Below are 14,094 nucleotides of genomic sequence, written 5' to 3' on the forward strand. Positions count from 1 at the left end.
CGCCAGCTACAAGCATGGTAATCGCAAAACTGGGCAAATCGGTACGGACGCGCTTTAGCGCGCCGGGTTCCCTTCCCCGGCGCGCGCCGTCCCACGACAGGCAGGGAGGCACATGCACGCAGGCCACGGCACCGCAATCTTCTTCACGCAGCTCCTTTTACTGGTCCTCGTCGGCCGTCTGCTCGGCGAGGTAATGCAACGCCTGCGGCAGCCCGCAGTCATGGGCCAGTTGCTGGCGGGCGTGGTACTCGGCCCGTCGGTCTTCGGTGCGCTCATGCCTGCCTGGCAACATGCCGTATTCCCCGACTCGGAAGCCCAGAAAAAGATGCTCGACGCGGTCTCCGAGCTGGGGGTGCTGCTGCTTCTGCTCTCCACCGGACTGGAAACCGACCTCGGCCTCGTTCGCCGCATGAAGCGAATGGCGATCTTCGCCTCCGCAGGCGGCATGCTGATTCCGTTCGCCTGCGGGTTCGCACTCGGCTGGCATCTGCCCGATAATCTGCTGCCACACCCCGAAGCGCGACTCGTCACCTCCCTCTTCCTCGGCACGGCACTCTCCATCTCGTCGGTCAAAGTCGTGGCCATGGTCATTCGCGAGGTGGACTACCTGCGCCGCAACATTGGCCAGATCATTCTCGCGGCCGCCATTCTCGACGACACCACTGGCTGGATCATCATTGCGGCCATTGCCGGCTTGGGCGCGAGCGGTTCGATCGATCTCGGGCACCTGTCGTTCAGCCTCGGCGGCACGTTGCTGTTCATCGTGCTGTGCTTCACCGTCGGCAAACGGGCCGTCGCCGTGGCGGTGCGCTGGACGAACGACCGCTTCACCAGTGAAATGCCCGTGCTGAGCGCGATTCTCGTCATCACCTTCGTGCTGGCGCTCGCGACCGACAAACTTGGCGTGCACACTGCGCTGGGCGCCTTCATGGCAGGTGTCATGATCGGACAGTCGCCCATTCTCATCGAACAGATCGAAGCGCAGCTACGCGGGCTCATCGTCGCCCTCTTCGCCCCTGTGTTCTTCGGCGTGGCGGGGCTGTCGGTCGATCTGACGATCCTGTTCGACTGGCGAATGCTCGGGCTCGTCGCCGGCCTGATCCTGATTGCCAGCATCGGCAAATTCTCTGGATGTTTCATCGGCGGACGCCTCGGCGGCATGTCCTCGGCCGAAGCCCTGGCCCTTGCGACCGGTATGAACGCGCGCGGCTCCACCGAGATTATCGTGGCGAGCATCGGGCTGTCGCTCGGTGTCCTCAGCAAAGACCTGTTCACGATGATCGTAATCATGGCACTCATGACTACGCTCATCATGCCACCCGTGTTGCGGCGAGCGCTCGTTCGCATTCCGCTCTCTGAACAGGAGAAAGCGCGACTTGAGAAGGAGGCCGCCGAAGAGAAGGACTTCCTGCCGAACGTCGAACGCATTCTGGCCGCCGTCGACGGTAGCGCCAACGGACGCTTTGCCGCCTGGATCGCCGGCCTGACGGCCGGGGTGCGCGGCACGCTCACGACGGTGCTGGCGCCGGCACCTGCCGCCACCGACGGCGGAAAGACCGCACGCACGGCGAGCAGGTCTGCACAGGAGGCACTGGAGCCTGAAGGTGCCGGACAACGCAAACCTGCCGGGCATCACGAGAACGACGACGACCGGAACCAGGCGAACGGCAAGGGGGCCGACGACGAAGGCACCGGGCGCGACGCCTACGACATTGCCCTCGCAGCGGCCACGCTGGCGGTGGCGCGGGCGCCTGGCACGCCGGGCGTGGAAGACGATGCGAGCCAGAATCACGCACGCGAGGCGTCGCGGCTGGTGCTGCGCGAGCGTACGGGCAAGCCGCCCCAGAAGACCCCCGAGCTGCCGCATGGGCCGGTCAAGGAAAGCAAAACCCGGGGTGACGACGACACGCCAGCACCATCGGACGGTAGTGACACCCATGCCCCGCGACACGAGCCGGTGGGCGAAGCGCACGACGACAAGCGCGTGAGCGAGGCAACCGAGGAAGGTGATTTCGGCGCGCGTGATCCGTCTGACACTGCACATGAGCAAGAGGTATCGCACCCCGACAGCAGTCACGAAGCCACTCGAATTTCCGACGAAATCGCCAAGGGCTACGGCTTCGTGATCGCCGGATTCGACGCGCCCGGCGAGGAATCCGATTCGGATGTCCCACCGCTCCCCCTGCCCACGGGCGTCCTCCCGCTGACCAAGGCGTTCGATGGCGCAATCGGCATCGTACTCGCGCATGGCGACCATATCCGCCAACCCGATGCGTCGCTGAATATCCTCGTCCCGGTCTCAGGCACCGACTATTCGAGGCACGCAGCCGAACTCGCCATCACGCTGGCACGGGCGGCCAACGCGCCCGTCACCGCTCTGCACGTCTCTGCACGCGTCGCGCCGGGCATGCTGCATCGGCGCTGGCGTCCGAGGGTGCTGCGCCCAGACGCCGCCGAAGCCGCGATGATGGAAAATCTCCACGCGCTGGCAGAACGAAACGGCGTAAAGCTGCGCACGCGCCTGCTCGCTGGCGGCAAGGTCGACGAAGCTGTGCTGCATCAGATCCATCACGGCAAGCACAATCTGCTCGTACTCGGCGTGCAACCGCGTTTCGGCGACCGCCTCAACTTCGGCGCGATCTCGCACCGCCTGCTTGAAGAGCGCCGCTGTTCGGTCATTGTGCTGAGTGCGTGACACGTCCCGCACGACTATCCGCGCTGCCGAATGCCGAGGCAAAACGCCTGCGACCGATCACCTCGATAGCAGGCGCTGGAATGCCGGGTTGCCGGATTGCCCGGCGGCGGCAACGCGGAAAACGGCTTATTTCGCGGTCGGCTTGCGCTCGGGCAGCGCAATCCACTCAGTCTCGCCGGGCACGGTGCCCATCTGCTGGGCCGTCCAGGCCGCCTTGGCCTGCTCGATACGTTCACGGCTCGACGACACGAAGTTCCAGAAGATAAAGCGCTCACCGTCAAGCGGCGCGCCGCCCAACAGCATCAGCCGTGCGGGTTGGTCGCCTGCAACGATGCGCACGTCGGTGTGCGGCGCGAGCACGCCCATGCGCTGCGCCGGCAGGACTTCGTCGTTCACCGTTACCTCGCCCTGCACGGTGTAGACGGCGCGCTCGGCGTACTCGGGCGGCAGCACGAACGCGGCGCAAGGCGCCATATCGACGGCCAGATAGAAGATGGGCGAGAACACCTTCACCGGCGCCTTTTCACCGAACGCTTCCCCGAGAATCAGGCGCATATGCACGCCCGGCAGAAAGATATCGGGCAGCGACGACGCCTCATGATGCGCGAACGTCGGCTCGGTCTCTTCATCGGCCTGCGGCAGCGCGACCCACGTTTGAATGCCGTGAACGTCACCGCCGCGCTCACGTACCTCCGGCGGCGTGCGCTCAGAATGCACGATGCCGCGTCCGGCCGTCATCCAGTTCACCGCCCCCGGCGTAATGCGCTGGTCGCTACCGAGGCTGTCGCGATGCCAGATCTCGCCGTCGAACAGATAAGTGACCGTTGCCAGCCCAATGTGCGGATGCGGGCGAACGTCCATGCCCTGCCCCGGCGCCAGCGTGGCCGGGCCCATATGGTCGAAGAAGATAAACGGGCCGACCGTCTTGAATGGCAGGCTGGGCAGACTGCGTTGCACGGTAAAGGCACCAATGTCGCTCAAATGCGGCTTGAGTACGGCAAGAAAGGGGCTCGTGGAATCAGTCATTGCGCGATTCTCCTGCGGTCATGGGGGCGGGCTGCATCGATTGTAGAGGACATTGGCGAGGCACTCCATGACACCTGAGCATGATTGCCGGATGGCCAATTCGGGCAAATCGGGCTCGCGCACATGGCTGAGGCACATCGAACCTATAATGCAGGCATCCCGAAACGCATTTCTGCACGCGCTCGTTGCGTGCCTGGACTTATGAACAAAGCCTTCGTCAAGGAAGACAGCGGCGACGACGATGACGATCTCGACGCCGGTGCCCCGGAAATTCCGGCGGGCACCAAGAACTACATCACACCGGCCGGCTACCGTCGCCTGAAGGACGAATTGCTCGACCTGATCGACAATCAGCGCCCCGAAGTCGTGAAAATCGTATCGTGGGCGGCATCCAATGGCGATCGCTCGGAGAACGGCGACTACATTTACGGCAAGCGGCGTTTGCGCGAAATCGACCGGCGTATCCGCTTTCTCACGCGACGCCTCGACAATGCGGAAGTCGTCGACACGCGCCGTCAGGAGAACGTCGATCAGGTGTTTTTCGGTGCAGAGGTGACCTATGCCGATAGCAAGGGCGACGAACACAAGATCATGATCGTCGGCATCGACGAAGTCGATCTCGACCGGGGACATGTCAGTTGGATTTCGCCCATCGCCCGCGCGATCACCAAGGCGAAGATCGGCGACACGGTGCCGCTGCGCACCCCGGCCGGACTCGAACAGATCGAGATCCTGGACGTGCACTATCCGCCGTCGGAATGACAACGACGCTCACGAGAACTTTCAGCGTCTGAAAAATCGCGGCAGAGACGGTGCCGGCGCGCCACGATCGACGGGGCGCCGGCCGTCTCGTCAGAAGTTACCGCGTTCGCGCGCCACGCGCATGGCGTGCAGTTCTTCCTGATGGCGCTCGCTCGGACGCTCGCGCGCCACACGCATCACATCGGGATTCACACGGATACGGCGCATCACGTTGGCCAGATGCACGCGGTCGCTCACCTGAATGAGGAAGCGCAGCGTGGCCGATTCGTCCGGCACCACTTCATCCATGCCAATGTGCACAATGTTGGCGTCAGACGCGGTAATGTCGGCTGCCACCCGCGAAAACACGCCGCGGTTGTGATGCACGAGCACCTTGATCCCAACGTCGAACAAACGTCCCGGCTGCGGCGCCCACGCAACGTCGATCCAGCGGGTCGGATCCTTGCGATGAATGCGGCGGGCGACCGGGCAGTCGGTCGTGTGGATCGCCATGCCCAGACCGATACCGATATACCCCATGATGGCGTCGCCCGGAATCGGACGGCAGCACGACGAGAACTGCACCGACATGCCTTCCGTCCCCGTGATGAGCACCGGCGGGCCAACGTTCTCGTCGCCTGTGCGCGGCGAATCGGGATCGTCCGGGCTATCGGTGTCATTCTCGCTTTCCTTGCCCGACAAGAGCACGGCCAGACGCTTGGCCATAACAGCCGCCACGCGGCGTCCGAGCCCGATGTCCGCGAAGATGTCCTGCCGGTCCTTGTTACCGGTCCACTGCGCGAGCTTGTCCCAGATCTCCGGCGAAATCTCGCTCATCGTCAGGCCATAGCCCTTGAGCGCCTGTTCGACCAGACGCTCGCCAAGCTGCACCGACTCGGCGAAACGCATCGTCTTGAGGTAATGACGAATGGCCGAGCGCGCCTTGCCCGTGCGCACGAACCCGAGCCAGACAGGGTTCGGCTTGGAATACGGCGCGGTGATGACTTCCACGATATCGCCATTCTTCAACTCGGTGCGAAGCGGCAGCAACTCGTTGTTGATCTTGACGGCAACACACTGATTACCCAGATCGCTGTGCACCGAATAGGCAAAGTCGAGCGCCGTCGCACCGCGCGGCAGCGCCATGATGCGCGCCTTGGGCGTGAAGACGTAAACGGCGTCGGGGAACAGGTCGATCTTGACGTGTTCGAGGAACTCGGTCGAATCGCCGGTCTCGCTTTGAATGTCGAGCAACGACTGCAACCATTGATGCGCATGCTTCTGCACATCGTTCATATCTGCGCCACCGTTCTTGTACAGCCAGTGGGCAGCCACGCCCGCCTCCGCGATCTCGTGCATGCGGCGCGTGCGAATCTGAAATTCGATGGGGGTACCGAAGGGGCCCACCAGGGTCGTGTGCAACGACTGGTAGCCATTAACCTTCGGGATTGCAATGTAGTCCTTGAACTTGCCCGGTACCGGCTTGTAGAGCGCGTGCAGAACACCGAGCGACAGATAACACTGCGCATTCGACTCGACCACAACGCGGAAGCCATACACGTCGAGCACCTGCGAGAACGACAGTTGCTTTTCCTGCATCTTGTTATAGATGCTGAAGAGCGTTTTCTCGCGGCCAAAGACGTCGGCACTCACACCGCCATCGGTGAGCGCCTTCTCGACGGCGTCGAGGATCTTGCCGACCACTTCGCGCCGGTTGCCGCGCGCGGCCTTCACGGCCTTGTCGAGCACGGCGTAGCGACGCGGATGATAATTCGCGAAGCTCAGGTCCTGAAGCTCGCGGTAGGTATTGTTCAGACCGAGACGGTGCGCAATGGGCGCATAGATGTCGAGCGTCTCGCGCGCCACGCGGCGCCGCTTTTCCGTCGACGTGACGCCCAGCGTGCGCATGTTGTGCAGGCGGTCCGCGAGCTTAACGAGGATGACGCGAACATCGCGCGCCATCGCCAGCAGCATCTTGCGGAAACTCTCGGCCTGCGCTTCCTCCCGGCTGCGAAACTCCATCTTGTCGAGTTTCGACAGACCGTCGACCAGTTCTGCGACCTTCGGGCCGAATCGCTCGGCGAGCTCGGCCTTGGTCACCCCCTGGTCTTCCATCACGTCGTGCAACAGGGCGGCCATGATCGACTGCGCATCGAGTTTCCACTCGGCACAGATCTCGGCAACGGCAACGGGATGGGTGATGTAGGGTTGTCCGCTCTGGCGATATTGGCCCAGGTGGGCCTCGTCGCTGAACTGGAATGCCTCTTTGATTTGCGCGAGATCGCTTTCCTTGAGGTATTCCCCAAGCATGCCCTTCAGACGGGCAATCGAAACGACCTCATGCTTACGCGGCTGCTCAGGCGTTGCGGTCGGACCGAACAAATGCCGGTACGACTGCTCTAGCAGCGCATCGATGTATTGCCGCGTGGCGCTTTCGCCCTTCTTTTTCTTGCGCTCGGGCTTCGGCTCCCCCGCTTTGGGTTCATCCGCAGCGATGGACGCGGCCGGTGATTTCGCATGACTCATACGTGTACCTGCATCGTCGAGCGGCCCGGAACGTCACATCGCATCAGTGCAGTCTCCTGATCAGAGCGGCACTTTCTTGAGCATCTCGATGCCCACCTGACCCGCAGCGATTTCGCGCAGCGCGACAACGGTAGGCTTGTCCTTGTTGTTCTCGAGCTTCGGCGTGTGACCTTGCGCCAGTTGGCGGGCGCGGTAGGTCGCGGCGAGTGCCAACTCGAAGCGATTCGGGATTCTTTTCAGGCAGTCTTCAACGGTAATACGGGCCATAAGGAGGTTCCTTCTTGATATAAGGCGTATTCTATCGCAGCCGGCGCAGGCTCGCGCAAAACGCGAGCGCCACCGGCCAAGCGCAGGGGGTTACGGGTGCTCGTTCGGCGCGTGGATGTCCAGATCCGTGAACAATGTCTTGTGCCGGGCGTACTGGGAAGCGAAGCGCAAACGCACCGCAGTGAAGACCGATTGCAGTTGGTCGAGGGCACGCTGGAATTCGTCGTTGATGATGATGAAATCCGCTTCGGGCGCGTGGGCGATTTCGCCGCCGGCCGCCAGAAGACGACGTGCGATCACCTTCGGCTCGTCTGTGCCGCGCTTCTTCAGCCGCGCTTCGAGCGCCTCGATGGACGGCGGCAGAATGAAAATGCCGACCGCATTCGAAAAGCGCTTGCGCACCTGTTGCGCACCCTGCCAATCGATCTCCAGCAGCACGTCCCGGCCTTCGCGCATCTGCTCTTCGATCCACACGCGCGACGTGCCGTAGTAGTTGCCATGCACTTCGGCACTTTCCAGAAACTCGCCGCGCTTGCGGCGCTCCAGAAACTGCTCGACGGAGATGAAGTTGTAATGCACGCCCTCTTCCTCGTTCGGACGCGGTGCGCGCGTGGTGCACGAGATCGACAGGCGAACCTCGCTGTCCTGCGCGAGCAACGCGTTGACGAGCGTGGACTTGCCCGCGCCCGACGGGGCGACCACCATGAACAGATTGCCGGGATACTCGGCATGCAGCGCGGGGGGCGTGACTTGCGATTGCGGGGTCATGCGACTTACTCCAGATTCTGCACTTGCTCTCGCATCTGCTCGATGTAGAGCTTGAGCTCCATCGAGGCATCGGCGAGTTCCTTCGAGGCGGCCTTCGAGCCGAGCGTATTCGCTTCGCGATTGAGCTCCTGCATCATGAAGTCCAGCCGTTTGCCGACCAACCCTCCCTTGTCGAGGATGTGGCGGGTTTCCTTCAGGTGAGCGTCCAGGCGCGTGAGTTCTTCCGCCACGTCGATACGCACGCCATACATCGTCACTTCCTGACGAATGCGTTCGGCGATTTCCTCCTTGCCGGGCGCGGCCGAGCCTTCCGGCACGACGACACCCAGCGCCTCCTGCAGCCGATCGATGATCTTCTGCTGATGGCGCGAGATCAGCTCCGGCACCAGCGGCTGCAAGCCGGTGAGGATCTTCTCCATGTTCTCGATACGCTCGATGAGGCTGGCCTTGAGCTGCGCACCTTCACGTTTGCGTACGTCGACGAGATCGCCGATGGCGGCGCGTCCGGCATCGATCACCGCGTCGCGCAGCGCTTCGGCAGTCACCGACTCTTCGCCGAGCACGCCCGGCCAGCGCAGAATTTCGCCAGTGCGCATACGTTCCGCGTCCGGGAAAATCGCGAGAACCTGCTGTTCGAGTTCGGAGAGTTGTTTGACGGCGTCGAGATTGAGCGCACCGTTCGTGCCACTCTCGGGACGCTGCACATTGATACGAATATCGACCTTACCGCGCGAGAGCTTCGCAGTGAGCGCTTCGCGCAGCACTGGCTCGCAGGCACGCGCTTCTTCCGGCATACGGAATGCCAGATCGAGGAAGCGCGAATTAACCGTGCGCAATTCGACCGACACGCTCGCGCCTGCGGCTCCATCGGCATGCGCAATGTCGCGCGTGACGCTGGCGTAGCCGGTCATACTGTAGATGTTGTTGTCTTTCATCGGGGTGTCCGGTACCACAGCCTCGTGACAGTTTTTCAGCGAGGGGGTGCAGCAATCGGATTCGCATGCATGGATGAAACGCGATTATCGCATTTTCCTGCCTTGTCCTCAGGAATCGGCACGCGGCGCCGGGCGGCGATGCCAGGCTCGACGCATTTAGCGATACCATTCGGGTATTGCCGCATAAATTCACCTCGCAGGACATTCACTCATGACGCTAATCACCCGCCCGGACGGCCGTGCGCAAGACGCACTGCGCCCCGTGCGCATTACCCGCCAATACACCCGTTATGCCGAAGGTTCGGTACTGATCGAATGCGGCGAAACCAAGGTCATCTGCACCGCCAGCGTTGAAGAGAAAGTGCCGGGCTTTCTGCGCGATTCCGGTCAGGGCTGGCTCACCGCCGAATACGGCATGCTGCCTCGCGCCACGCACACTCGCAGCGATCGCGAAGCGGCTCGTGGCAAGCAGAGCGGACGCACCCAGGAAATTCAGCGCCTGATCGGCCGTTCGCTGCGCGCCGTGTTCGATCTCGAGAAATTCGGCCCGCGCACGATCCAGATCGACTGCGACGTCATTCAGGCCGACGGCGGCACGCGTTGTGCGTCGATCACCGGCGCTTTCGTCGCAGCGCATGACGCCGTCTCGAAGCTCATCGCCGACGGCAAACTCGACGCGTCGCCCATCCGCGCGCACGTTGCCGCCGTATCGGTCGGGCTGTATCAGGGCCACCCGGTGCTCGATCTGAACTACGCGGAAGACTCCGCGTGCGACACCGACATGAACGTCATCATGACGAGCGAGGGCGGTTTCGTCGAAATTCAGGGAACGGCCGAAGGGGCGCCGTTCACGCGGGCGCAAAGCAACGTGCTGCTCGATCTGGCCGATACCGGCATTCGTCAGTTGATCGACGCGCAGAAGCGCGCATTGGGAGTCTGACGATGGCGATGCACAAGATCGTGCTGGCGTCTAACAACCCGGGCAAGCTGCGCGAGTTCGCCTCGTTGTTCGAGCCGCTCGGCATCGAGTTGGTGCCGCAGGGCATGCTTGGCGTTTCCGAAGCCGAAGAACCCCACGTGACCTTTATCGAGAACGCCTTGGCGAAGGCGCGGCATGCTGCGGCGGCGACCGGACTGCCGGCACTGGCGGACGATTCCGGCCTGTGTGTGCCGATCCTCGGCGGCGCCCCGGGCGTATATTCCGCGCGCTACGCCGCCCGTGCCGGGCGCGAAAAATCGGATGCCGCGAACAACCGTCATCTGATCGAACAACTCGCACCGCACGCCGACACCCCCGGCTATCGCGACGCCTATTACTTCGCAGCGCTCGTACTGGTGCGTCATGCCGAAGATCCGCAGCCAATCATTGCCGAGGGCCGTTGGGATGGCGAGATCGTCGACACGCCACGCGGCGCACACGGTTTCGGCTACGATCCGCATTTCCTCATCCGCTCGTTGAATCAAACGGCTGCGGAACTCGATCCCGCCGTCAAGAACGCCCATAGCCACCGGGCGCGCGCCTTGCGCGTACTGCTGGAAAAAATGGGCCGGGAGGCGTGAGCGGTATGAGCGAGTCCGTGCTGCCCGTGCAGAACTTCCTGCGGTCCGGCAAAATCAGTTTGCCGGCATTGCCGCCGATGTCGCTGTACGTGCACTTTCCGTGGTGTGTGCGCAAGTGTCCGTACTGCGACTTCAATTCGCACGAGTGGCGCGGCGATGGCGGCGCGCAGGCCTTCCCCGAGCAAGCCTATCTTGACGCGCTGCGTCAGGATCTGGAGCAAGCGTTGCCGCTGGTGTGGGGGCGCCCCGTGCACACCGTCTTTATCGGTGGCGGCACGCCAAGCTTGTTGTCGGCGGCGGGGCTGGATCGTCTGCTATCGGATCTGCGCGCACTGCTGCCGCTCGACGCCGACGCCGAAATCACCATGGAAGCGAACCCCGGCACATTTGAAGCCGACAAGTTTCGCAGCTTCCGTGCGAGCGGCATCAACCGGTTATCCATCGGGATTCAGAGCTTCAACAGCGAGCATCTCAAGGCACTCGGACGTATTCACGATGGTGACGAAGCGCGTCACGCGATCGAGATTGCCCAGGCGAACTTCGACAACTTCAACCTCGACCTGATGTTCGCGTTGCCGAACCAGACGCTGGCGCAATGCCAACAGGACGTTGAGACTGCTTTGTCGTTCGCGCCGCCGCATTTATCGCTGTATCACCTCACGCTCGAGCCGAACACCCAATTCCACAAGTATCCGCCTACCGTGCCGGATGACGACACGGCTGCGGACATGCAGGACTGGATCGCAGAGCGCACGGCGTTGGCAGGTTATGGGCATTACGAGGTGTCGGCGTATGCGCAACCGCATCGTCGCGCGAAGCACAACGTGAATTACTGGGAGTTCGGCGACTATCTCGGCATTGGCGCAGGCGCGCACAGCAAGATTTCATTCCCCCACCGGGTGCTGCGTCAAATCCGGCACAAGCATCCGCAACGGTTTATGGAAGCGGCGACGGCTGGCAATGCCGTTCAGGAAGAGCGAGAAGTGGACGTGCGCGATCTGCCGTTCGAGTTCATGCTCAACGCGTTGCGGCTGACGGACGGCGTGAAGAGCGAGCTTTTCGCGGACCGTACCGGCTTGCCGATGGCAAAAATTGCCAGAGCGCTGGCGGCCGGCGTCGACAAAGGATTGCTGGTGGACGATCCGCAGCGCATCGCCCCGACCGAGTTGGGCCAGCGCTTCCTGAACGACCTTCAGGGAATGTTTCTGGAGCGCGACGGGAAGTAATCTTCCGCCGTCGCATGCGCGTGCGTTCGGCGGCTTATTTCAGCGAGACATGCGCCGTTGCCCGGCGCATGTCCGCCCGCCTGCCGTCCCGCCCTCCTCCCTCGTCATGGGCTCCGGCGTCGGGAACACACCGGCATCATCCCAACGACGTGCCCATCTCCCGCAACGCCTTGCGGATGATCTTGCCGGTCACTGTCATCGGCAGTTCCGGCAGAAAGACCACCTTACGCGGATACTCATGCGCCGCGAGGCGATGCTTCACGAAATCCTGAATTTCCTTCGCGAGAGCATCGGACGGCATATGTCCTTCGCGCAGCACCACGAACGCCTTCACGATTTCCGTGCGGAGTTCGTCGGGCTCTCCGATCACGGCGGCGAACTGTACCGACGGATGGCGGATCAGGCAGTCTTCGATGGGGCCGGGGCCGATACGATACCCGGCGCTGGTGATCACGTCGTCCGAGCGGCCCGTGAACGTGATGTAGCCTTGTTCGTCCACAAACCCCGAGTCACCGGTAAGCAGGTAGTCGCCGCGGTATTTTTCCATCGTGGCGTCCGGGTTGTGCCAGTAGCCCAGGAACATGACGGGGTTGGGCCGCGCGATGGCAATGTTGCCAACGGTGCCTTGGGGAAGCGGCTTGCCGTCGTCATCGACGATGGTGACGGCATGACCGCGTACGGCGCGTCCAATGGCGCCGGGCAGCGCTGGAAATTCGGCGGCGCATGACGAGACGACCATGTTGCATTCCGTCTGTCCGTAGAACTCGTTGATATCGACGCCGAGGTGCTCGCGTCCCCAACTCAGCAATTCGGGGCCCAGCGACTCGCCGCCGCTGGCGACCGAGCGCAGTTGCAGCGGCCAGTGCTCGCGCGGCGACGGGACGGTGCGCAGCATCTTGAGCGCCGTGGGCGGCAGAAAGGTATTCCGCACGCCGTGGCGCGCCATCAGATCGAAAGCCGCGACCGGATCGAACTTCTCGAAGCGTCGCGAGAGGACGGGCACGCCGTGATGCAGGGCCGGCAGGAGGACGTCGAGCAGTCCACCGATCCATGCCCAGTCTGCGGGTGTCCAGATCAGATCGCCATCTTGTGGAAAGCCGTTGTGCGACGTCTCCACACCCGGCAGATGACCGAGAAGCACCCGATGCGCGTGCAGTGCGCCCTTGGGCTTGCCGGTGGTGCCGGAGGTATAAATGATGAGCGCGGGGGCGTCGGCGCGGGTCTGGACGGGTTCGAAGTGAGGATCGCGCGAGGCGATGGCGGGCCAGAGGGCGAGCAGACCGTCTTCGGCAACACCCCAATCCTTGTCGTCGGCGACGTGATGATGCGCTTCGGGGAGGTCATCGTGCACGACGTAGACGAGGCGCAGGTCCGGAATTTCGGCGCGAATGTCGTCGATCTTCCCAATGCTCGCGAGGTCGGTGACGAGCACGGCGGCGCCGGAATTTTGCAGGCGATAGGCAAGCGCTTCCGGGCCGAAGAGTGTGAAGAGAGGAACGGCGATGGCGCCGAGTTTATAGGCGGCAACGTGTGCGACGAGTGTGGCGGGCGATTGCGGCAGGAAGATGCCGATGCGGTCGCCGGCCTTGACACCGTTGGCGCGCCATTCGTTGGCGAGTTGATTCGAGAGTTGTTTGAGGACATCGAACGTGAGTCGCACGTGCGAGCCGTCTGCGCTTTCGTGAATGAGGGCGAGACGGTTGGTACCGTCGGCCCATTTGTCGCAGACATCGACGCCGATGTTGTAAAGGGTTGGAATTTGCCAGGTGAAAGCGTTGGCAGTCGGGGCGTCGGTCACGCGCTCGCCGCTGGCGTCGTTTGACGTCTCTTGGGCGGAATCGCGGGAGGTGTCGGCATCCATGCGGTGTCTCCGGGTCATGTCTGGCCTCGCACGGTAACGCGGGGGGCGTTCACCGCACGTCTTGAAGCATGATGCATGCCGGAGGATGACAAGACAAGGGGTGGATGAGGAAAACACTAGGATTTGAGCGGGTAGCGGGGTAATTTGGGTGTGGGGGAGGCTTCACATGGCGTGCGGAGCGGGTATAATGCCGGCTGCCGTGCGGTACCGGTCTGCGTCGGAGTCCCGACGCCGATTCCCCCGGACCGCACGCATCCCAACGCCGTCTTTTCAGACGGCATCCCATGCCACGACACTCGGTCGTGCGCAACGCCCCGGAGGCGTGCCAGAGTGGTTTAATGGACTGGTCTTGAAAACCAGCGAAGGGGTAACCCTTCCGTGAGTTCGAATCTCACCGCCTCCGCCAGTTTTTCCCTTAATAGCAACGTTTGCGGCCGCTAACTCGCGGGCTAACTGCCCTGCGCTCTTTAGCTCTGCCGGAAATTAGCA

11 protein-coding genes and 1 tRNA gene are annotated in these 14,094 nt (G+C 62.8%); 6 read left to right on the top strand and 6 right to left on the bottom strand.

Going from position 1 to position 14,094, the window contains the following annotated elements; all coding sequences use genetic code 11:
• Window positions 1-112: 112 nt before the first annotated feature.
• Window positions 113-2,695, top strand: a complete 2,583-nt coding sequence (locus tag AT395_RS25850) for a cation:proton antiporter domain-containing protein (RefSeq protein ID WP_053086409.1) — start codon at window positions 113-115, stop codon at window positions 2,693-2,695.
• Window positions 2,696-2,821: 126 nt separating this feature from the next.
• On the opposite strand, the gene AT395_RS15905 is transcribed toward AT395_RS25850, so the two are convergent.
• Window positions 2,822-3,721, bottom strand: a complete 900-nt coding sequence (locus AT395_RS15905; RefSeq protein WP_042116557.1) for a pirin family protein — start codon at window positions 3,719-3,721, stop codon at window positions 2,822-2,824.
• 201 nt (window positions 3,722-3,922) lie between these two features.
• Here AT395_RS15905 and greB point away from each other — a divergent pair, with 201 nt between their 5' ends.
• Window positions 3,923-4,483 carry a transcription elongation factor GreB gene (gene greB / locus AT395_RS15910; RefSeq protein WP_048629736.1) on the top strand — a complete coding sequence of 187 codons (561 nt, stop codon included), beginning with the start codon at window positions 3,923-3,925 and terminating at the stop codon, window positions 4,481-4,483.
• A gap of 90 nt (window positions 4,484-4,573) precedes the next feature.
• Here greB and AT395_RS15915 read toward each other — a convergent pair whose 3' ends face one another.
• The 4 genes from AT395_RS15915 to AT395_RS15930 all read right to left on the bottom strand — a co-directional run bounded on the left by AT395_RS15915 (window position 4,574) and on the right by AT395_RS15930 (window position 8,958).
• A complete protein-coding gene (locus tag AT395_RS15915) occupies window positions 4,574-6,988 on the bottom strand; it encodes a RelA/SpoT family protein (protein WP_048629737.1) in 2,415 nt (804 codons plus the stop codon).
• 60 nt (window positions 6,989-7,048) lie between these two features.
• Window positions 7,049-7,255, bottom strand: a complete 207-nt coding sequence (gene rpoZ, locus AT395_RS15920; RefSeq protein WP_010804294.1) for a DNA-directed RNA polymerase subunit omega — start codon at window positions 7,253-7,255, stop codon at window positions 7,049-7,051.
• A 90-nt stretch (window positions 7,256-7,345) separates the two neighbouring features.
• Window positions 7,346-8,023, bottom strand: coding sequence for a guanylate kinase (gene gmk / locus AT395_RS15925; protein ID WP_042116559.1), 678 nt, complete (start codon window positions 8,021-8,023; stop codon window positions 7,346-7,348).
• A gap of 5 nt (window positions 8,024-8,028) precedes the next feature.
• Window positions 8,029-8,958 (bottom strand): YicC/YloC family endoribonuclease, encoded by a 930-nt coding sequence (locus AT395_RS15930; protein ID WP_042116560.1) that lies wholly within the window; start codon window positions 8,956-8,958, stop codon window positions 8,029-8,031.
• Between the two features lie 211 nt (window positions 8,959-9,169).
• Here AT395_RS15930 and rph point away from each other — a divergent pair, with 211 nt between their 5' ends.
• From rph to hemW, 3 genes are read left to right on the top strand one after another with little or no spacing between them, the layout of a single operon-like run.
• On the top strand, window positions 9,170-9,898 hold the full coding sequence (gene rph / locus AT395_RS15935) for a ribonuclease PH (protein ID WP_042116562.1): 729 nt from the start codon (window positions 9,170-9,172) through the stop codon (window positions 9,896-9,898).
• Between the two features lie 2 nt (window positions 9,899-9,900).
• Window positions 9,901-10,518: an RdgB/HAM1 family non-canonical purine NTP pyrophosphatase gene (rdgB, locus tag AT395_RS15940; RefSeq protein WP_042116563.1), complete on the top strand. Its 618-nt coding sequence runs from the start codon at window positions 9,901-9,903 to the stop codon at window positions 10,516-10,518.
• A 5-nt stretch (window positions 10,519-10,523) separates the two neighbouring features.
• On the top strand, window positions 10,524-11,744 hold the full coding sequence (hemW, locus tag AT395_RS15945) for a radical SAM family heme chaperone HemW (RefSeq protein ID WP_042116565.1): 1,221 nt from the start codon (window positions 10,524-10,526) through the stop codon (window positions 11,742-11,744).
• A 136-nt stretch (window positions 11,745-11,880) separates the two neighbouring features.
• Here the strand turns inward: hemW and AT395_RS15950 are convergent, their stop codons facing one another.
• On the bottom strand, window positions 11,881-13,605 hold the full coding sequence (locus AT395_RS15950; protein WP_104927626.1) for an acyl-CoA synthetase: 1,725 nt from the start codon (window positions 13,603-13,605) through the stop codon (window positions 11,881-11,883).
• A 316-nt stretch (window positions 13,606-13,921) separates the two neighbouring features.
• Here AT395_RS15950 and AT395_RS15955 point away from each other — a divergent pair.
• Window positions 13,922-14,011, top strand: a tRNA-Ser gene (locus AT395_RS15955).
• Window positions 14,012-14,094 lie beyond the last annotated feature (83 nt).

The sequence above is a fragment of the Pandoraea apista genome, assembly GCF_001465595.2.
GTDB lineage: Bacteria > Pseudomonadota > Gammaproteobacteria > Burkholderiales > Burkholderiaceae > Pandoraea > Pandoraea apista.

What these genes read in the sequence shown, in the direction of transcription:
- AT395_RS25850 (WP_053086409.1), top strand. Translation starts at nt 113, where the DNA reads ATGCACGCAGGCCACGGCACCGCAATCTTCTTCACGCAGCTCCTTTTA.
- AT395_RS15905 (WP_042116557.1), bottom strand. Translation starts at nt 3,721, where the DNA reads ATGACTGATTCCACGAGCCCCTTTCTTGCCGTACTCAAGCCGCATTTG.
- greB (WP_048629736.1), top strand. Translation starts at nt 3,923, where the DNA reads ATGAACAAAGCCTTCGTCAAGGAAGACAGCGGCGACGACGATGACGAT.
- AT395_RS15915 (WP_048629737.1), bottom strand. Translation starts at nt 6,988, where the DNA reads ATGAGTCATGCGAAATCACCGGCCGCGTCCATCGCTGCGGATGAACCC.
- rpoZ (WP_010804294.1), bottom strand. Translation starts at nt 7,255, where the DNA reads ATGGCCCGTATTACCGTTGAAGACTGCCTGAAAAGAATCCCGAATCGC.
- gmk (WP_042116559.1), bottom strand. Translation starts at nt 8,023, where the DNA reads ATGACCCCGCAATCGCAAGTCACGCCCCCCGCGCTGCATGCCGAGTAT.
- AT395_RS15930 (WP_042116560.1), bottom strand. Translation starts at nt 8,958, where the DNA reads ATGAAAGACAACAACATCTACAGTATGACCGGCTACGCCAGCGTCACG.
- rph (WP_042116562.1), top strand. Translation starts at nt 9,170, where the DNA reads ATGACGCTAATCACCCGCCCGGACGGCCGTGCGCAAGACGCACTGCGC.
- rdgB (WP_042116563.1), top strand. Translation starts at nt 9,901, where the DNA reads ATGGCGATGCACAAGATCGTGCTGGCGTCTAACAACCCGGGCAAGCTG.
- hemW (WP_042116565.1), top strand. Translation starts at nt 10,524, where the DNA reads ATGAGCGAGTCCGTGCTGCCCGTGCAGAACTTCCTGCGGTCCGGCAAA.
- AT395_RS15950 (WP_104927626.1), bottom strand. Translation starts at nt 13,605, where the DNA reads ATGGATGCCGACACCTCCCGCGATTCCGCCCAAGAGACGTCAAACGAC.